Raw genomic sequence first — 18,283 nt, 5'->3', positions numbered from 1 at the left:
CGTCCAACCTTCGGGGGTCATACCAAAATCGGTCACGCGACCATCGAGGAAAGTGCCGATTTCGGTCTGTTCGTGTCGCACAAACATCCACTGGCCGCGCTGGAACGGGTCGATTATCAACAGCTGGCCCGCTATCGCGCCTTGCGCCTCAATACGCTGATCGAGCACAGCATCCCCACCGACGACCTGCCCACCAGCGGCCATCGGCATTGGTCGGCACCCAATTACCTGCTGTTGATGGACATGGCTGCGTTCGGGTTTGGCTGGTCGGCATTACCGCGCTGGCTGGTGTCGCGCTATTCGGGCGGCCTTCTGAAAGAGCTGCAAGTCTCCGGCTGGCCGCGGCGCTCGGCGGTGGACGTCATCTGGTCGTTCCAACGCAGTCTGGGGCCTGCGGGCGCGTGGCTGCTGGAGTCGCTGGTGCCGTTTGCGGGAGAGTGAGTCGGGTTTGCGCAATTTCCTGTACGGCACAAGCTTTTCCAGTCTCGCGACTGCAGCAGAATCCCTTTATAAAGAGTGTCTGCAACCCGACAGCACGAGGAATCAGGCATGGCTTTCGATTGGCACTCCGACCTCATCACGCGCGACACGCCGGTGAATGACGACTATCGGAACACGCAGAACGTGAGGCGCTTCATGACCTTGCAGTGCGGGGCGTCGTTCAGGTTCGATCGGCCATTCATGGCGTGGATCAAAAATGGCGAGCCCAAGAACATGGGGCAAGTCGCAGACCAATGGCTGCGCCTGCATGCGGCAACCTCAGTGTCGAACTGACAGCGTGCGCCGCAATGGGACCGGTCCCGCACGGCAGGTCCTGTGCTGGTGAAGACTGTTCACAAAAGCATGTCTCGATCTGATTTGACGAAAACCACCAATTTCTGAACTCAAAAAGCCATTATTTTTGCAAGCGAGCGTTTTTTCTCGTAGCGTGTTCGCGTCGCCCCGCACGACGGGAAAGCGGCACAACCAATACCTCCGGTGCCGCCGCTGTGACCCCGACAGATTTACAACATCTCCAGAGCCGGTTAGCGGCTCTGGAGCAGGAAAACGCTTCGCTTAAAGAGAGCTTGAGGATCACCGGTCGGGAGGCCGAATACGCCCTGGCACAATCCCAAGAGCGTTATCGTTTTCTGTTCAACGCGATGGATGAAGGCTTTTGCATCATCGAGTTCTTTGACGGGCCGCACGGTCCGCTGAGCGATTACCTTCACGTCGAAGCCAACCCGGCCTACGAGTACCACGCCGGCATTTCCAACGTGGTGGGCAAGAAGCTGCGCGAGATGGTTCGCGAGGAGGCTGATGGCTGGGTGGAGTTTTACGGCGATGTGTTGCGGACCGGCAAGCCGATCCGTTTCGAGCGCGAGCTGGTGGCCACCGGGCGTTATCTGGCTTTGACCGCGTTTCGCATCGAGCCGGCCAGCCGCCGGCAGGTCGCGGTACTGTTTCAAGACATCACTGAACGCAAGCGCGCCGAGCTGGCGCTCAAGCAACTGAACGAAACACTGGAGGCGCGCATTGTCGAAGCCGTGGCCGAGCGCAATGTGCTGGCCGATGTCGTCAACGGCACCAATGCGATCATTCATGTCGTCGACTGCAATTTTCGCTGGATGGCCATCAATGGCGCTGCCCTGCGCGAGTTCGAGCGCCTGTTCGGCGTCCGGCCGCAAGTGGGTGACAGTATGCTCGACTTGCTCGACGACCGGCCGCAGAGCAAGGCTGACCTTGAACGGCGCTGGACGCGCGCATTAGCGGGCGAAGAGTTCGCCGAAAGCGTCAGCTTCAGCGACTCGAACGATCCGGCCAGCCATTTTGAAATACGTTACAGCACGCTGCGCAATGCTCAGGGGCAGGCTATTGGCGCTTACCTGTTTGCCTACGATGTCAGCGAACGGCTGCGCGAGCAGAAGCGCCTGAGCCAGGCTGAAGAAGCCTTGCGCCAGTCGCAGAAGATGGAAGCCGTAGGCCAGTTGACTGGCGGTATCGCCCACGACTTCAACAACCTGTTGACCGGCATCACGGGCTCGCTGGAACTGCTCAAGACGCGGGTGAGCCAGGGCCGTTTCAATGAACTGGACCGCTACATAGGGGCTGCGCAGGATGCTTCCAAACGTGCGGCGTCACTGACTCATCGATTGCTGGCGTTTTCGCGTCGGCAGACCCTGGACCCCAAGCCGGTCGACGTCAACCGGTTGGTCATCGGCATGGAAGAACTGATTCGGCGCACGGTCGGGCCGCACATCACCGTGGAGGTGGTGACCTCGGTCGGGTTGTGGTCAACGTTCATCGATGCACCGCAGCTGGAAAATGCCTTGTTGAACCTGTGCATCAACGCCAGGGACGCCATGCCGCGAGGCGGGCGGATCACCATCGAGACAGCCAACCGCTGGATTGACGAGCGCGGCTCACAAAGCCGCGAACTGATCCCCGGGCAGTATCTGTCGTTGTGTGTCAGCGACACCGGTACCGGCATGTCGCCCGAGGTCATCAATCGGGCATTCGATCCTTTCTTTACTACCAAGCCACTGGGGCAGGGCACGGGGCTGGGGTTGTCGATGGTGTACGGTTTCGTGCGCCAGTCCGGCGGCCAGGTGCGCATTTATTCCGAGCCTGATCAGGGCACGAACATGTGCCTGTACCTGCCGCGTCATTACCTTGGGACGCCGGAAGAGATCGAGTCTGCGGATGCCTCTGAATCGACGTCGGTACAGACCGAGCGCACCGTGATGATTGTCGACGATGAGCCGACCATCCGCATGCTGGTGGCCGAAGTGCTGGAGGATCAGGGCTACATTCCGATCGAGGCGGGCGAAGGCGCATCTGCGCTCAAGGTGCTGGAGTCCGATGCGCGTATCGACCTGCTGGTGACCGACGTCGGGTTGCCGGGTGGCATGAATGGCCGGCAATTGGCCGATGCGGCGCGCATCATTCGACCCGACCTTAAAGTGCTGTTCATTACGGGTTACGCAGAGAACGCCATCATTGGCAACGGCCATCTGGATCCGGGGATGTGGGTGCTCACCAAACCCTTCACCATGGAAGCGTTTGCCAGCCGCATCTACGAAATGATCGAGCGCGAAGACTGATTCCAGCCGCCGTCAGCGGACAGGCGGCGCCTGGAATTCACCTTTGGACAAGCCTTCCACGTCATTGCCCATGCTGTCACGAATGCTCAGGTCTGCGCCCTTGTCGGTCAGTTCCTTGAGCACTTCAGTGCGTTTGAACAAGGCGGCGTACATGGCCGCAGTCTGTCCGGCATTGTTGGTGACGTTCGCACCACAATCTGCCTGCACAAGACGCTTGGCGATGCTCAGTTCACCTTTGAAAATCGCACCCATCAGCGCCGTATTGCCGCGATTGTCCTTGGCACATGGGTCCGCTCCGGCGTCTATCAGGCGTATCACCGAATCCTCATGGCCGTGATAGGCCGCCAGAATCAGACCGGTATAGCCTTGTTCGTCACGGATGTTGAGGTCGTAATGAGCCTCGATAAACGTGTCCAGCATCGGGTTGTTGCCTTCACGGGAGGCATCGAAAAACAGCGTGCGCAGCTGGCTGGCAGTCTGTTCGGCGCTCAGTTCCGAAGGCGGTGGCGTGGGGGTGGGTGTCGATGTCGGCGGTGTGGCGTGCGCGGCTGCGGCAAACAGCAGCAAGCCATAGATCAGATTTTTCATGGGCGTTCTCCTGACGGGAACCGTCCCGGCGACAAAGCACCGGGACGGGGTATCAGATCATCAGTCCTTGAGGCTTGCAGCCAGGGACTTGACCTTGCTCAGATCGCCTTTGGCGACTTCGGCTACCCGAGTGCCGTAGTCCGGATCTGCCTTGTACAGGTACGACAGCATGATGTTCTTGCTTTCAGTGTCGGTGTCGGCAAGCGACTCACCAAAGCTCTGCACCAGGTCAGTCTTCTCTTTCGCGCTGTAGGAGCGATACAGATCACCCGCCTGCTTGAAGTTCTGCTCACGCGTGATCTTCGCCTGCTGGGTAGTGCCACTGAGCGGCAGCTGGCTGTAGCGCGCCTTGTCATCCGCTGGACGCGGTTCCAGACGGCTCGGCTCATAGTTGACGCCGCTGGTGGTGTGACCGGTATTCAGCGCACCGTCCTGATTGCCGTTGTTGACCGCAACTTTTGGCTGGTTGACGGGCAGGCTCAGGCCATTCGCGCCAAGGCGATACATCTGGGTGTCAGCGTAGGAGAACACACGGCCTTGCAGCAGACGGTCCTCGGAAGGTTCGATACCTGGCACCAGGTTGGCCGGGGCCATGGCGACCTGCTCGGTTTCCTGGAAGTAGTTATCAACGTTCTTGTTCAGGACCATCTGCCCGATTTTCTTCTCGGGAACATCCGGCCAGATCTTGGTAGCGTCCAGTGGGTCGAAGTCGAATTTCGCCAGCTCTTCAGGCTTCAGGACCTGAACGTACAAGTCCCATTTCGGGAAGTCACCCTTTTTGATCGCGCCGACCAGATCGTTGGTCAGGTGGCTGTAGTCCTTGGACTGGACCTGAGCGACTTCCTTGGGATCAAGGTTCTTGAGGCCCTGCAGGGATTTCCAGTGGAACTTGACGTAGTGCACTTCGCCCTTGGCGTTGACCAGTTTGTAGGCGTGTACACCGTTGCCGTCCATGAAGCGATAGCCCGCTGGGGTGCCCTCGTTTGAATACAACAGGGTCAGCGTACGGGTGGCTTCCGGTACGTGGGAGAAGAAGTCGAAGCGACGCGAATCGTTGTCCAGATTGGTACGCGGGTCAGGTTTGAACGCGTGGACCATGTCCGGGAACTTGATGGCGTCACGAATGAAAAAGGTCGGGAAGTTGTTGCCGACCAGGTCCCAGTTACCGTCAGCCGTGTAGAACTTGGTGGCGAAGCCGTGCGGGTCGCGCAGGGTTTCAGGCGAGTGATTGCCGTGAACCACGGAGGAGAAGCGCACGAATACCGGGGTCTTCTCACCGGATTTGAAAACGGTCGCCTTGCTCAGGTCGCTGATGTCGGCGGAGGCCGTGAACTCGCCTTTGACGCCAGTACCACGGGCATGCACGACGCGCTCAGGAATGCGTTCGCGATCAAAGCGCTGCAGCTTTTGCAGCAGCTGCACGTCTTGCAGCAGGACAGGCCCTTCGGCGCCTGCGGTCTGAGAATTCTGATTGTCTCCAACGACTGCGCCATTGTCGCGGGTCAGGGTGTCGGCTGCATAAGCGGTCGGAATAGTAATCAGACCGGCTGCAGTTAGACACACCATGTGTCTGGACCAGTTTAATAACGGCATTTTGAATCCCTCATATTTTTAGTAGGCCGGATTATCTTAGGCGCGTGAGGGAAATGCGGTGATTATAAAAATGTATCGGGGCGATTGAGATAAATACTCGGGCAAAAGGTAGACCCGGTAAAGAATGTTTGCACTGAATTCGCCTGGTGCATTGATGCACGTTCAGACGTTGTGGATCAAGTTATATATCCGTATTTTCTCTAGTTCTGTATCCCTCTGAAATAAATGGATTTTTATTGAATGTCGACAGTCATTAAACTTGCCGTCTCGCCCCTCTATCAGGCAGATGTGAATCATTATCAACTTTGTTGTCTGGCTCCCATCAGGTCGCTGTCGAGTGGGTTGGTACGATCGTACTGGTAGTTAGGATCATCGTTCAGGTGGGTGGCTATTTGATATTTTTTTTTAAGTCATCGTATAAGTTGCAACTAAGTTGGCGCGCTGCTGGATGCTGGCAATATGACAATATCGGTCCTGAATGCTTCGACGCGCTATCATGTGGCCACGTCCTGTACAGACACACCTATTAAATGGAGCCCCTTGTCCCATGCCGACGATCATGCTGCTACACACCCCGCCGCCGGAATTCATCCGTAGCCAGATCCAGCAGATGGTTGTCGACTACGTGACGGACATCAGCCTGGTGGCCATTGCGCCGAGCAACCCGCTGTACAACCTTTACCAGTACGGCGTGGGCTACGAGGTGCATTTGTACCTGAATGCCATGGACGGTTCGCAGCAGCTGACCGCGGAGCTGATCGTCGCGCTGGACGATGAAGACCCCGAAACCGTATTGGGTTTTTTGCTGTACCTGCCTGTCCAGGATGATCCGCAAGCCTGCGCCGTAGCCTACATGGCGGTGCGCGACAGCCACCGTCGTCAGGGCATCGCACGCTCGATGCTGGAGAAAATGACCAGTCGCTATCCGCACGCAGAGCTGTATTGCGTGGTCGGCAAAGTCGCGTATTTCGAGGCAATGGGCTTTCAAGTGCTGGGTGCGCGTGGTCCGCAGGTCATCATGAACACGCGTGATCACGGTACTGACGGCTTGCTTGCGGTCATGGATATCGCGCCGATCTACAACTCGGTGGAAGTGCGGCAGATTCATGCTTACCTGCTCAAACAGCACGGCAACAGCGCTATGGTCGATGCGGAGAAGCAACGCGATCGCCATCTGGACCGTATGACCCTTGAGGCGAGAACGTTCGCCGAGCAACATCTTGGTAACAATCAGCTGGCAGATGGCGCGTCGCAAACCTCGCGCCTGCACTGACAAAGAGTGCCAGTGAGGCAGGACCGATAGAGAGCTTCAGGCGCACAAGTGCGACTTGTCAAAGTTTTCTATCAAAAAACGAGGAGGGGGTGGAACGATCCAAATGAGGTGAAGTCATTATGACATCATCGCTGTTTGATCAACTCATTCCGACACTGACACCACTTCTCATTCAGCAACAGGTAAGCCCCATGAACGTCCTGCGTCAGTCCAAGTTTTCTACCAAACTTCTCTCTGCTTTCATCATTTGTGCATTGATCACGCTGGCCGTCGGCGCTCTGGGGATGGTCGGAGTGACCCGCCTGGGCAATAACCTTGAGCTTACGTTTTCCAACAACCTCGTCTCGGTTGGCAACACCAATGAAGCGCTGACCAGCTTCACCGCTCACAACCGCGGGCTTTACCGTTTGCTGGATGCGCAGAATGGCGGTGTCTCTGAAACGGACAAGGATCGCGTTCGTCAGGCGTTGAGTGATGACCTGGCCCGTGCGCAAAAAGTGTTCGCGATCTACCGCGCCACGCCTCTGGAAGATGACGAGCGCGCCGCCGGGGACCAGTTGGAACTGATGCTGCCCGCTTATCTTTCGGGCTCTCAACAGGTTGTCGACCTGATGAAGGCAGGTAATTACGCGGCTGCCCGGACCCAGTTGAACAGCCTGTCCTCGGAAAGCTTTACCAAGGTGCGCAGTTACATGCGCACCATGATCGATTCCAACAACCGTCAGATCAAGGAAGGCGCAGCCGCTGCTGCCGACCTGAAGGCCAATTCGGTATTGATGCTGGAGATTGGCGTGGTGATCGCTTTTCTGGTGGCCATCATGCTGGGCGTACTGATTACCCGCATGATCACCCGTCCTTTGGCTGTCGCAGTCGCCAGTGCTCAGCGCATTGCGGGCGGTGACCTGACCCAGCCTATTGTTTCTAACAGTGGCGATGAGGCCGGACAACTGTTGAACGCGCTGTCCGACATGCAGGGCGGGCTGAAAAATACCATCCAACAGATCGCCAGTGCCGCAGACCAGTTGGCCTCCGCTGCCGAAGAACTGAGTGCCGTCACCGATGAAAGCACCCGCGGGCTGACTCGCCAGAACGACGAAATCCAGCAGGCGGCAACGGCTGTCAATCAAATGACCGCCGCAGTGGAAGAAGTGGCGCGCAACGCGGTGTCCACGTCCGAAGCGTCGAAGTCTGCGACAGACGATGCTGTCGATGGCCGTGGTCAGGTCGATCACACAGTCAAGGGCATCACCACCATGGTTCACGAGATCACCGCATCCACCGGCGCTGTATCCGAGCTGGCCGGGCATGTGCGGGAAATCAGCAAGGTGCTTGACGTGATTCGCAGTATCGCCGAGCAGACCAACCTGCTGGCCTTGAACGCCGCCATTGAAGCTGCGCGTGCTGGTGAACAGGGGCGTGGTTTTGCGGTGGTGGCTGACGAGGTTCGGGCTTTGGCGCACCGTACTCAGGCATCGACAGTGGAAATCGAAGGCATGATCAGCACCGTGCAGTCGGGCGCCGACGGCGCAGTTGCGGCGATGGGCAAGAGCCTGTCGCTGGCCACCAACACACAGGAACTGGCTCAGCGGGCGGGCGCGGCGCTGGAAAAAATCACCCTGGGTGTAGCCACCATCAACGAGCGCAATCTGGTCATTGCCTCTGCCTCGGAAGAGCAGGCTCAGGTGGCCCGCGAGGTAGACCGTAACCTGATCAACATTCAGGACCTGTCGACCCAGAGCGCTGCCGGTGCCAACCAGACCAGCGCGTCCAGTCAGGAACTGTCGCGACTGGCCACCTCGTTCAACTCACTGGTTGCCAACTTCAAGCTGTAAGTCGCCCTCACGGGGCATTGTCTGGCGCACGTCTGGGCCCGATCGGTAGTGAAATTCCGGTCAGGCATAAAAAAGGCGTTGCGCCCGACCGGGTCATTTCGCGCATCATAGGCGGACTCAGCCCGAGAGAGACTTTTCATGCCTGTCATTCATTACCTTCTGCGCCTGTCGCTCCCGCGAGTGTCGATATCCTTTCTGGCCGTGCTGTGCTCTGGCGTGTTCGCCAGTGCTGCGCTGGCTGGCGACGAAACGCAACTGATCGAATCCCTCAATGCCTATCGCAGCCAGGCACAGCGCTGCGGCGAGCAGGTGTCCATGGAACTGCCGCCGCTGACCAGCGACGCGCGTCTGGTGCTGCCGGCCAGTGGCAATCTGGACCTGCAACAGGCGCTGACGCGTGCTTCCTATCCGATGGTCACTGTGCAGGCGATAAGCCTGTCCGGTCCGAACAATGCAGACGCAGCACTCAAGGCGGTTCTGGAGAGTTTCTGCCGTGTGGTGCTGGACCCGCAGTTCGTCGATATCGGTGTCAGCCGTGAAGGACGAGACTGGCGTATCGTGCTGGCGCGTTCGCTGGTCGCGGCGCGTCTTGGCGACTGGCAGGCAGAGGGGCAAAAAATTCTGGACATGATCAACAATGCCCGCACTCAGGCACGTCAGTGCGGCACACAATCCTTCGCCGCAACCACACCGCTGGCCTGGAACCTGGTGCTGGGGACCGCTGCGCAACGTCATTCCCAGGCGATGGCCAATCAAAACTTTTTTGATCACAAGGATCGTGACGGCCGCACACCTGGCGACCGCGCCGAACTGGCCGGGTATGTGGGGCAGCAGGTGGGGGAGAACATTGCCGCCGGTCAGGACAGTGCGCGCAAGGTGGTGGATGGCTGGCTGCTGAGCCCGGGCCACTGCGCCAACCTGATGAATCCGGATTTCCGCGAGCTGGGCGCAGCCTACGCGATGGACCCGAAAAGTGACGCAGGGATTTACTGGACGGCAATGTTCGGCACGCAGCAGTAGCGTCTACCGCTGCGCAACGGGCTGGCAAGCCTGGGCAGATCATTCGACAAGGAAAGATGCCGGGAAGCGAGCTTCCCGGCAGAGGGGCTTAAACGCGGAATTGCTTGGTGAGACGGTTCAGGCTTGAAGCCAGGGTCGACAGTTCTGCAGTGGCGATGGCTGTCTGATTGGAGCCCTCGGATGTCTGGCTGGACAGATCACGAATGCTGACCAGGCTTCTGTCGACTTCTCGAGCGACCTGAGCCTGTTCTTCGGCAGCGGTGGCGATCATCAGGTTGCGTTCATTGATCTGGCTGATGGATTCGGTGATTTCCAGCAGCGCCTTGCCGGCGCCATTGGCCATCTCCAGTGTCTTGTGGGCCTGAACGCTGGTCTGCTCCATTGCGCTGACGGCATTGCCGGTACCGGTCTGAATCGAGCCGACCATCTGCTCGATTTCTCGGGTCGATTGCTGAGTGCGATGCGCCAGTGCCCGGACTTCGTCCGCAACCACCGCAAAACCTCGTCCGGCTTCACCTGCGCGGGCCGCTTCGATGGCCGCGTTGAGCGCCAGCAGGTTGGTCTGTTCGGCGATGGCACGAATCACATCCAGCACCTTGCTGATATCCGTCGCCATGACGGCCAGGCCTTGTACCTCGGTGGACGTGATCTGCACCTTGGAAACCATCAGGTTGATCGCGGTGACGGTCTCATCGACCTGCGCGCGTCCGGCCATGGCGGCAGTGCTGGATTGCGAGGTCACTTCCGATGCCGATGCGGCATTACTGGCCACTTCTTCTACCGCCGCGCTCATCTCGTTGACGGCGGTGGCTGCCATTTCGATCTCGTTGGTCTGGCGCAGAATGGTGCGCGATGCATCTTCCGTGACGGCATGCATTTCCTCGGAGGTGGCCGCCAGTTGGGTGGAGGAGTCGCCGATCAGGATCAGGGCATCGCGCAGGTTGGTTTGCATGGTGGCGAGTGCGGCAATCAGTTTCGCCGCCTCGTCAGTGCCATGTTGCGGGATATCCTTGCTCAGATCATTGCTGGCGATGCGTTGCGCGATACTCAACGAATCGCCAATCGGACCCGTCAGACTGCGGGTGTACATCCAGGCGAGGAGCAGCGTGGTGATGACGCCCACGGTGATGAAAATGCCCACCATCCACAGCGTCTGCTGGTAGGCGGCGTTAGCGGCAGCGCCGGCTTTCTCGGCTTTGGCGTCGTTGACGCCGATGAGTTTCTTCAGCCCGACTTCAACCTGATCGGCCGCGCTTTTCATTTCGCCATTGGAGGTTGCCACTGCAGCTTCCAGATTGCCGGCGGCCACTGAGGCCAGGTAGCGATCCTGTGCCACCTGATACCCGGCCTGTGCCTGAGACAATTCATCGAATGCCTGGCGCCCTTGCGGAGTCACGATCAATTTGCCGAGTGCATCAAAATAGCCGGCGATCAGCGAGCGAGACTGCTGGATATCGCTGAGCGCCTTGGTCTTTCGATCCTGCGGTTCGATCGGATTGCGCACACGGGCGTTGTTGCCGCGGATACTGACAAACTCCCGATCAATCGACCCGAGCTGTTTCACGCTCGGAAGCACATTGGTCTCGATGAATTTTTCCGCCGCATTGAGCTCGGCCGCCTGACGCAGGGCGAGGAGGCCCAAGGCAATGATCATCAGGCAGAACACGCCGAAACAGAGCGTCGAACGAGCGGCCAGGTTGAGTTTTCGCAGGATCATAGTGTTTCTCCGAAGGGGTAATCACCTATCGCCCGCATTCGGATTAACTTGGCTGTAAAAGAGTAACAAGGTGTTTCAGAATGGTTGCAATGTCGGTTCTTATCAGTACCGGCTGGTTCTGTTATGTGCGCTCAACGTTTCTCCATGCCCAACATGAAAGTATCGACTGCGCGTTTGACCAGGGCGCGAATTTCTTCGATGCTCAGCGGCATGGGCGCCTGTTGGTAAAGGCGAATCTCGGTTTCGGCAGTCAATAGCGCAGTCAGCTGCAACGCGGCGATATGCGGGTCGGTGTCACGCAACTGGCCTTTTCGCATCGCCAGAGCCATCATTGAGGTGACTGTCTGCAGACACTGGCTGGGACCGGACTCGTAGAACATCATGCCGATGTCCGAGTGTCCGGACTCGGCGACCACCATGCGATACACGGCCAGTGCCTTGTCATCATTGATAAGCACCATCAGCATGCGTTCCCCGAAGCGCGTGAACAGGGTCCGCAAATCGATCGGTCTGTCATCCTGGATCGCCAGCTCTGAAACCGCGTCGGCCAAATGGGCGGTTGCGAGTCTGTCGACTACGGCGATGAACAGTTCTTCCTTGGAAGGGAAATAACTGTAGATCGTCGCCTTGGAGCCACCCATTCGTTTGGTGACCTCATTCATCGATGCACGCTCGTAGCCCATTTCGAGGAAGACACTTGCTGCGGCATCAATGATGGCTTCGCGGCGAGCTTCAGTACGGACCTTCATTCATATCCTCAATTCTCCGGTGGGCAGATCGTGTGCAAAATTCTCTAGACTGGAACTGAACCGTTCGGTACGATTTCAGTCGACTCCGTGGAGCTTACTGGAAAAGCAGGCGTAGATAAATGCCGATGGACTGCACCCGGCCATTCGTTGCCCGAATCCATTCAAAGATGGAGTGAACAGTTCTATGACCATTATCGACTTCAACAAATCCGTCAAACGCTCTTTTCGTGGTAATACGGCAACGGCTCCTCAGCTGGAAAAAATGCTGACGGTGATTCTGAAGACCGATGCTCCTGTGCTCATGGGGATATGCAGCGATGGACTGCGTAGCAACAGCACTGTTTTGGGCGGGGAGTTTTACGGCGAAAACTTCAGCGGCTCGGTACTTTCCGGCGGTAGCAATACGCTGGTTGAGTTGTCATCCGAGCTGGCCTTTCTGGAAACCCGTTTCACGCTGGTCACCCAACTGGGTGAAATGATCAACGTAGAAAGCAGAGGCGCTCTGCTCGTTGACGAAACGGGCCAGCACGAGCTGCAGAACGGAGTATGGCCAATCAGCGAAGGCCATTACCAGTGCACTTGCACACCCCGCTTTCAGGTTTCTCTGGGTCCTAACGAGTGGCTGGAGAAGAGCGCGTTCATCGGCAGGTTCGAATACCTGTATGGCAATGAAGCGCTGATCAGCTTTTACCGAATGAAGTTCTGATTCATCCCTTCAAGTGCCACTGAGCAAGCCCGCGCAGGCCTGCTCTGTGGCAACGTCTTAAAACGTGACGCTGGCGCTCAGGCGTGCGGTGCGCGGTTCACCCACATTGACTTGCAACTGGCTGCCGGTGCTGGACGGGTAGTACTGCTTGTCGAACAGGTTATCCACGTTCAACTGCAGGCGTGTTTTATAACCGGCCATAGGCACGTCCCAGCGCAGAAACGCATCGGCCACGGTATAGCTGCTCATATAGAAGGTGTTGGCATCGTCGCCGGCGCGTTCGCCGACATAGCGTGCGCCGCCACCGGCGTGCCAGTCGCCCAGACCGGACGGGACTTGCAGGTGGTGGGTGAGGTACAGGCTGGCTGTGTGCTTGGGGGCTTGGCTCAGACGATTGCCCTTGTTGCTTGGATCATCCAGCACTTCGGTGTGGGTGTAGGCGTACGTGCCGATCATGTCCCAACGCTCGGCAATTCGACCGGTCACGTCCAGCTCCACGCCTTGTGAACCTACCTTGCCGGCTGCTTCGCTGACACCGGTCACGCCGGTAGGCGTAACGACGTTTTTCTTCTCTATGTCGAATACCGCGAGGTTGAAGTTGAGTTCCGGTGCCAGTGCATATTTGGCCCCGACTTCGTAGCTGCGGCCTTCTTCCGGGTCGAAGGTGGTGCCGTCATCGTTGACGTCATCGTTGGGTACGAAGGAGCGGCTGTAGTTGCCGTACAGCGACAGGTCTTCATTGACCTTGAATACCAGACCGGCCATTGGCAGGAAGACATCGTCATTGCTGTCCAGGTTCACCGTGCGGTTCGCGCCCAGGCCCTGTTTGATGTACTGATCGTAATGCTGGTAACGGCCACCCAGGACCAGAATCCAGCGATCATCGAGGTGCCAGTTGTCCTTGAGGTAAACGGACGATGAGGTCAGTTGGTTGCTCAGGTTGCTGGTGGTCGCACTGACGACACTGGGCTCCGCCAGGCTGCCATAGCTGGGCGAAAAGATTTTGAAGCCGTTCTGCGCGGTGTTGCGGTAGGTCTTGCCGCGGTATTTGTCGGAGTCTTCCTGCTCGGCACCGATCAGCAGATCATGTTGCTGGCCAAACACTTCCTGCTTGCCGATGAAGTCCCAGCTGGCATAACGCGTTTCATAATCGTAATGGCCGCCATTGGCCTGACGCCGCAGCACGCCGCTGCTGGACAGCGTACTCGGCTGGGCAATCGAGAGGCTGTAGCGGTCGTTGTTCCAGCCGTAGGTCAGGCGGGTTTTCCAGTCATCGCTGAGCTGGTACTCGAAGCGCGCGGTCGCGGTTTCGCTGATGCCGACGGTATTTGCCCATTTTTCGTCCAGGCGCTTGTCGTAGCTGATATCGGCCGGGTGACCGCCCGTGAACACCGTGCCACGGTCGAACGGGCTGACGTAGTCGTTGTATTCGTAAGCCAGCGTCAGGCTGGCGCGCTCCCCGGTCCAGGACAGCGACGGCGCGACCAGCGTGTGCTGGTCAACGCCATAGTTACGCCAGTAGTCCTCGCTCTGACGCTCGGCCACAAGGCGGTAGGCCAGCCCCGAGTCGCCGAGCGGGCCGGTGGTGTCGACGCCGAAACTGCCGCCGCCTTCACTGTACGCCGAGCCACTGAGCGTGGTGCTTTGCACGTATTGCGGCTGTTTGCTGATCACGTTGATCACGCCACCTGGCTCCATTGCTCCGTACAGCAGCGAGGCCGGGCCTTTGAGCACTTCAACGCGTTCGGTCGTGGCACCGAAATTTTTCGACACCACCGAGCGCACGCCGTCACGCAGTACCGAGCCATCATCATTGGTACCGAAGCCGCGCTTGACCAGTGAGTCCTTGGTGTTGCCAAGCGTATTGCCCTGGCTGACGCCACTGACAAACTTCATGGCATCGTCCAGCGAGCGCACGTTGTAGTCGGCGATGGTCTGCGGTGTCACCACGTTGACCGACTGCGCTTCTTCCTTGAGTGGTACATCACTCTTGCTCGCGGTGCTGGCGCTTTTGGCGCTGTAGCCTTCCTGCGCTTCGGTCGCGGTTGCCGACACCTGCGTGGCGGGCAGCATTGCGGTTTCGGCTGCATGCACTGCGCCGCCGTAGAACATCGCCAGAGAAAGCGCGGACAGCAGAAAAGAGCCGGGACGGCGAGGGCATTGGAAGGACGTGCTCAAGGGAGATGCTCTGCTAGGACGTTAATAGCAATAATTGTAATTTGATATTAATTCTCATGTAAATAAATGATTGAGGCGCCCGATGGTTTCGGTCGCCTCGGCAAACAGAGAGCGCTCGGCTCAGGACTGAGCCGTTACGTTGGCATCGATCCGCTTGCCCATGCTGATAATGAGCTCCGGCGTGTAGCCCAGGGTTTGATAGAAGGCCTGCACGCTTTCATTGAAGGTATGGATCTGCAGGTTGATCTTCACGCAGCCGAGATCCGCAAGCGCCTTTTCTGCGTGCCTGACCAGCCGGGTGCCCAGGCCGTTGCCGCGCTGTTGCGGATCGACGGCAACCGAATACAGCCAGCCGCGATGCCCGTCGTAGCCAGCAAGGAGGGTCCCGACCACTTGGTCATCCGCGAGTGCAACGAAGAACAAATGGTCGTCGACAGCCCGTTTCTTGTCGATCGACAGGTCTGGGCGATTGTGTGGCATGTCGTCATTGAAGACGGTCTTCCACAGCTGGATGACCGCCAGGCGGTGATGCGGGTCTGAATATTCGACAATACAGTTCATTGCGGGGTCCTTAGGCCATGAGTCCGAAGACTACTGCCACGCGCCCGGCGCTGTCTAACCGGCGTTCTTTGAGTCCTCGCCCTGTTTTGTCACCTGAGGCAGCGATGCAGGTTTATCGAACAGGGCACGAATGGCCCGGCTGTAAGCGGGCTGTCCGAGCTGCATGCTGTTGTTATGCGTACCGCCAGGCACCAATAACAGTTTCTTCGGCTCCCGCGCGGCTGCAAACAACTGTTCGCTGAAGCGGGACGGTACATAGCGATCCTCGGTGCCGTGCACGATCAGCACCGGCATATGGATGTCTGCAATCTTGTCCAGCGAGTCGAACTTCTGTGACAGCAGCCAGCGCACCGGCAGCGAGGTGTTGGCCAGCGCGGTGGCCACATCGGCCAGGTTGGTGAACGTCGATTCTATGATCAGCCCGCGGGCCTGAATCGGCACATTGTCCTTTTCAGCGTTTTCGCCCAGCTCCGCAGCCAGATCCACTGCCACCGCACCGCCCAGAGAGTGCCCATAAATCAGTCTGCGCTGCGGGTCGGGTTGCAACTGCTTCAGACGTTCCCAGGCGATACGTGCGTCTTCATACACGGACTTCTCCGACGGTAGTTGGCCCATGCTTTGCCCGAAACCCCTGTAATCGATCGCCAGTATCGAGTAGCCCTGCGCCTTGAGTTGCTGGATACGGAACAGCTGACCGGTGAGGTTCCATCGTGATCCATGCAGGTACAGCACCGCCGGAGCGTTCTTGTCCGCAGCGGGCCACCACCATGCATGGATATTCTGCGAGGTACCGAATGCCGGTGTACTGAGTTCGATTTCCTGCACATCTGCCGGCAGACCGCTGTACCAGCTGGCGGTACCGGGCTCGATGCGAAACACCAGTTCGCGCTCCTTGTGTTCAAGCACTGTACAGCCGACGGGCAGGCCAAGGATGATGGCTATCATGCTAATCCATCTGAGCGGACGGGCTTTGAAGCGAGCCAGCGGCGAAATCGACATAAGAGGAATAGTCCGGTCAACAAAATGAAATAAATGCAGAATCTGCATCCGGGATGCAAGACCAGCCGACGAACGCCGGGTTACAGGATATTGCGCACCCGCGCCGCAAATACCGAAAGGTTGAGGCGAGTAAAGCCCATGGCTTCAATACCTTGCGCGAGGAGGCCTAAAGGCAGCATCGACAACGACGCTTATTAGCACGTTTTGTTATTGAGGTAGCCCTTTTCGATAGCTGCGGATTATGCTGTGTCGGCGAGGGCGCTGTGTTTTTGTCATCTACCGTCGCCGGATTCGCCGATCTGCTTGCTGTATTCCCGCGCTTTCTTCAATTTCTTCAAGAGGTTACCGCCTATGTTCACTCACCGTCCCCTGGAAGAAAAAGACGTCCCTCTCATTTGCGAGCTGCCGCAGAATGCCGATGAGCTGTTCTATATGTTCCCCAGGGCAACGTACCCGCTGACCGCCTCGCAACTCAGCCAAGCGCTTGAGACACGGCATGATTCGACCGTCATTGAAATGGACGGCGAAGTGGTAGGTTTTGCCAATTTTTCTCAATGCAACTTTCGCGGCCGCTGTTCGCTGGGTAATGTCATCATCGCACCGAAAGCCCGCTCCAGAGGGGTAGGGCGCTTCATGATCACCACCATGATGGGGATCGCGTTCGACAAGCATGAAGCCACTGAAATGGTCGCCTCCTGCTATAACCATAACGTCCCTGGCCTGCTGTTCTATCCGCGGATGGGATTCCGTCCATTCCATATCGAAGAAAAGCGCGATAAGCGCGGCGAGCGTGTCGCGTTGATTCATCTGCGGCTGTCCGGCACCGACGCAAAAGAGAGCATGCAAGACACGCAAGAGTAAGTTTCGAGCAGGGCACGCACGACTCTTTTCGACGGAGCGGGCGTGCCTTGCAAGCGCCGCATCCGTTTCAGGCTTCAACCGTTCGTCAGTCTTAACTTCCTTCTTTTACGTGCCGTTTATCCACGCGGGTTCACCTCAAGTGCCATTTTGTTGATGAACAGGGCAGTGAATCGTTTTTTCTGTTGACGCCGTCAATAAAAAACTGCGTTAAAAGGGTTGTCGATATTCAGTTATGGAAGTTGCCTCAAGTGCAGGGCGCAGTGTATAACGGGTTTAAGCATCACGTGAGTGGCGACAGATAATTGGCGGGCTGGCGCGGGCCGTTTTTAAAAAGTCATCAACAATAAAAATTATCAAGATTTTGTCACTATCGGGACATGCTTACACACATAAGGAGATAACGAAATGATCGCGAGTGGACTGTCCGAGTTAGAACTCAGGAGTATGGTTGAACGTGCGCTTCTGCCGTTGCGTTGCACCTGTACGATTGCCGATGAGCAGATGAATGTGCAGATAAGCCACCCGGTATCCGGGCGCACCCAGCGTCAGAAGAAACTGCCGCTCAGCCGTATCAAGACTGTTCGGGACATCGCTGAGCTGGTGGCCGAGTTGCGTGAAGAGCCGGTGACGACTCGAGTCGCGAAAGCTTACTACAGCGCTGCCTGATACCGCTGCACCCCGCTGATGCTCCGGCATTACGTTACCTGGCCCTGATCACCGCTGATCGGGGCCTTGTCGTTTCCATGGGTCGATTTATCAATCGCATTCAGCGCTGGGGAGGGGCTCGTCTGCTCTTCATGAGCGCGGACCCTTGGGTGGCGCACATCGGTAGTGTGCTCGTCAAATTAACAGCGTCGAAAGCCTGTTGTTTTTAGCGCAGACGATAAAAAATAAGTTGAACGCGTTGAACGCTGTAATGTCGTCGACAAATGCTCTTTTGAAGGGGTCTTCCACGGCTGAAAGATACAAGCTCATTCAAATCATCAGGTTATAAAGCGTTCCGGGCCGTTGCCGCTGCTTGCAGCCCATTTGACACTCTTGCTTTTCTTTGCAACTATTCAATTGCCCGACTTATCTTGTAACGCATTGTCACTCTTCTCAAGTTGATAAAAGCGCTGGGTTA

At 57.6% G+C, this 18,283-nt stretch carries 15 protein-coding genes and 2 pseudogenes; 10 read left to right on the top strand and 7 right to left on the bottom strand.

Annotated features, from left to right (window positions below; translation table 11 throughout):
• Positions 1 to 24 precede the first annotated feature (24 nt).
• The 3 genes and pseudogenes from V476_RS01850 to V476_RS01840 all read left to right on the top strand — a co-directional run.
• Positions 25 to 441, top strand: a pseudogene (locus tag V476_RS01850) (LysR substrate-binding domain-containing protein); the annotation flags it as partial.
• Positions 442 to 549: 108 nt separating this feature from the next.
• Positions 550 to 774 carry a DUF6434 domain-containing protein gene (locus V476_RS01845; RefSeq protein ID WP_024960556.1) on the top strand — a complete coding sequence of 75 codons (225 nt, stop codon included), beginning with the start codon at positions 550 to 552 and terminating at the stop codon, positions 772 to 774.
• Positions 775 to 989: 215 nt separating this feature from the next.
• Positions 990 to 3,083: a hybrid sensor histidine kinase/response regulator gene (locus V476_RS01840; RefSeq protein ID WP_024960555.1), complete on the top strand. Its 2,094-nt coding sequence runs from the start codon at positions 990 to 992 to the stop codon at positions 3,081 to 3,083.
• Positions 3,084 to 3,095: 12 nt separating this feature from the next.
• On the opposite strand, the gene V476_RS01835 is transcribed toward V476_RS01840, so the two are convergent.
• Entirely contained in the window at positions 3,096 to 3,671 is a 576-nt protein-coding gene (locus tag V476_RS01835; protein ID WP_024960554.1) for an ankyrin repeat domain-containing protein, read from the bottom strand.
• A 60-nt stretch (positions 3,672 to 3,731) separates the two neighbouring features.
• A complete protein-coding gene (katB, locus tag V476_RS01830; RefSeq protein WP_003344123.1) occupies positions 3,732 to 5,237 on the bottom strand; it encodes a catalase KatB in 1,506 nt (501 codons plus the stop codon).
• 574 nt (positions 5,238 to 5,811) lie between these two features.
• Between katB and V476_RS01825 the strand changes: the two genes are divergently transcribed.
• The 4 genes and pseudogenes from V476_RS01825 (at position 5,812) to V476_RS01815 (ending at position 9,389) form a co-directional block, all read left to right on the top strand.
• Positions 5,812 to 6,537 carry a GNAT family N-acetyltransferase gene (locus tag V476_RS01825; RefSeq protein WP_024960553.1) on the top strand — a complete coding sequence of 242 codons (726 nt, stop codon included), beginning with the start codon at positions 5,812 to 5,814 and terminating at the stop codon, positions 6,535 to 6,537.
• 119 nt (positions 6,538 to 6,656) lie between these two features.
• Positions 6,657 to 7,670: pseudogene (locus tag V476_RS29235) on the top strand (methyl-accepting chemotaxis protein); the annotation flags it as partial.
• Positions 7,665 to 8,369, top strand: coding sequence for a methyl-accepting chemotaxis protein (locus V476_RS29230; RefSeq protein ID WP_412779256.1), 705 nt, complete (start codon positions 7,665 to 7,667; stop codon positions 8,367 to 8,369). The pseudogene V476_RS29235 and the gene V476_RS29230, both read left to right, overlap by 6 nt.
• 138 nt (positions 8,370 to 8,507) lie before the next feature.
• Positions 8,508 to 9,389, top strand: coding sequence for a CAP domain-containing protein (locus V476_RS01815; RefSeq protein ID WP_003391481.1), 882 nt, complete (start codon positions 8,508 to 8,510; stop codon positions 9,387 to 9,389).
• Between the two features lie 88 nt (positions 9,390 to 9,477).
• Here the strand turns inward: V476_RS01815 and V476_RS01810 are convergent, their stop codons facing one another.
• Entirely contained in the window at positions 9,478 to 11,106 is a 1,629-nt protein-coding gene (locus V476_RS01810) for a methyl-accepting chemotaxis protein (protein WP_024960551.1), read from the bottom strand.
• A 131-nt stretch (positions 11,107 to 11,237) separates the two neighbouring features.
• Positions 11,238 to 11,855 (bottom strand): TetR/AcrR family transcriptional regulator, encoded by a 618-nt coding sequence (locus tag V476_RS01805; RefSeq protein ID WP_024960550.1) that lies wholly within the window; start codon positions 11,853 to 11,855, stop codon positions 11,238 to 11,240.
• Positions 11,856 to 12,039: 184 nt separating this feature from the next.
• Between V476_RS01805 and V476_RS01800 the strand changes: the two genes are divergently transcribed.
• Positions 12,040 to 12,561 carry a DUF3237 domain-containing protein gene (locus V476_RS01800; RefSeq protein ID WP_024684019.1) on the top strand — a complete coding sequence of 174 codons (522 nt, stop codon included), beginning with the start codon at positions 12,040 to 12,042 and terminating at the stop codon, positions 12,559 to 12,561.
• Between the two features lie 57 nt (positions 12,562 to 12,618).
• Here V476_RS01800 and V476_RS01795 read toward each other — a convergent pair whose 3' ends face one another.
• From V476_RS01795 to V476_RS01785, 3 genes are all read right to left on the bottom strand, one after another.
• The gene (locus V476_RS01795) at positions 12,619 to 14,739 is read right to left on the bottom strand and encodes a TonB-dependent siderophore receptor (protein WP_024960549.1); all 2,121 of its coding nucleotides are present in this window, start codon (positions 14,737 to 14,739) and stop codon (positions 12,619 to 12,621) included.
• Positions 14,740 to 14,859: 120 nt separating this feature from the next.
• Positions 14,860 to 15,300 (bottom strand): GNAT family acetyltransferase, encoded by a 441-nt coding sequence (locus V476_RS01790; protein ID WP_003391495.1) that lies wholly within the window; start codon positions 15,298 to 15,300, stop codon positions 14,860 to 14,862.
• 54 nt (positions 15,301 to 15,354) lie between these two features.
• Positions 15,355 to 16,299: an alpha/beta hydrolase gene (locus V476_RS01785; RefSeq protein ID WP_024960548.1), complete on the bottom strand. Its 945-nt coding sequence runs from the start codon at positions 16,297 to 16,299 to the stop codon at positions 15,355 to 15,357.
• Between the two features lie 351 nt (positions 16,300 to 16,650).
• Between V476_RS01785 and V476_RS01780 the strand changes: the two genes are divergently transcribed.
• Positions 16,651 to 17,160: a GNAT family N-acetyltransferase gene (locus tag V476_RS01780; protein WP_024960547.1), complete on the top strand. Its 510-nt coding sequence runs from the start codon at positions 16,651 to 16,653 to the stop codon at positions 17,158 to 17,160.
• Between the two features lie 405 nt (positions 17,161 to 17,565).
• Positions 17,566 to 17,826: a DUF1652 domain-containing protein gene (locus V476_RS01775; RefSeq protein ID WP_004417138.1), complete on the top strand. Its 261-nt coding sequence runs from the start codon at positions 17,566 to 17,568 to the stop codon at positions 17,824 to 17,826.
• Positions 17,827 to 18,283 lie beyond the last annotated feature (457 nt).

It is taken from the genome of Pseudomonas syringae KCTC 12500, from assembly GCF_000507185.2.
GTDB lineage: Bacteria > Pseudomonadota > Gammaproteobacteria > Pseudomonadales > Pseudomonadaceae > Aquipseudomonas > Aquipseudomonas syringae.
The sequence above is the reverse complement of the archived record's forward strand: the minus strand, read 5'-3'. Positions and strand labels throughout refer to the sequence as shown.

Bases quoted from the DNA above. Each gene is read 5' to 3' on its own strand.
- V476_RS01790 (WP_003391495.1), bottom strand. From the start codon at position 15,300: ATGAACTGTATTGTCGAATATTCAGACCCGCATCACCGCCTGGCGGTC.
- V476_RS01815 (WP_003391481.1), top strand. From the start codon at position 8,508: ATGCCTGTCATTCATTACCTTCTGCGCCTGTCGCTCCCGCGAGTGTCG.
- V476_RS01845 (WP_024960556.1), top strand. From the start codon at position 550: ATGGCTTTCGATTGGCACTCCGACCTCATCACGCGCGACACGCCGGTG.
- V476_RS01825 (WP_024960553.1), top strand. From the start codon at position 5,812: ATGCCGACGATCATGCTGCTACACACCCCGCCGCCGGAATTCATCCGT.
- V476_RS01775 (WP_004417138.1), top strand. From the start codon at position 17,566: ATGATCGCGAGTGGACTGTCCGAGTTAGAACTCAGGAGTATGGTTGAA.
- katB (WP_003344123.1), bottom strand. From the start codon at position 5,237: ATGGTGTGTCTAACTGCAGCCGGTCTGATTACTATTCCGACCGCTTAT.
- V476_RS01835 (WP_024960554.1), bottom strand. From the start codon at position 3,671: ATGAAAAATCTGATCTATGGCTTGCTGCTGTTTGCCGCAGCCGCGCAC.
- V476_RS29230 (WP_412779256.1), top strand. From the start codon at position 7,665: ATGACCGCCGCAGTGGAAGAAGTGGCGCGCAACGCGGTGTCCACGTCC.
- V476_RS01785 (WP_024960548.1), bottom strand. From the start codon at position 16,299: ATGTCGATTTCGCCGCTGGCTCGCTTCAAAGCCCGTCCGCTCAGATGG.
- V476_RS01810 (WP_024960551.1), bottom strand. From the start codon at position 11,106: ATGATCCTGCGAAAACTCAACCTGGCCGCTCGTTCGACGCTCTGTTTC.
- V476_RS01780 (WP_024960547.1), top strand. From the start codon at position 16,651: ATGTTCACTCACCGTCCCCTGGAAGAAAAAGACGTCCCTCTCATTTGC.
- V476_RS01805 (WP_024960550.1), bottom strand. From the start codon at position 11,855: ATGAAGGTCCGTACTGAAGCTCGCCGCGAAGCCATCATTGATGCCGCA.
- V476_RS01800 (WP_024684019.1), top strand. From the start codon at position 12,040: ATGACCATTATCGACTTCAACAAATCCGTCAAACGCTCTTTTCGTGGT.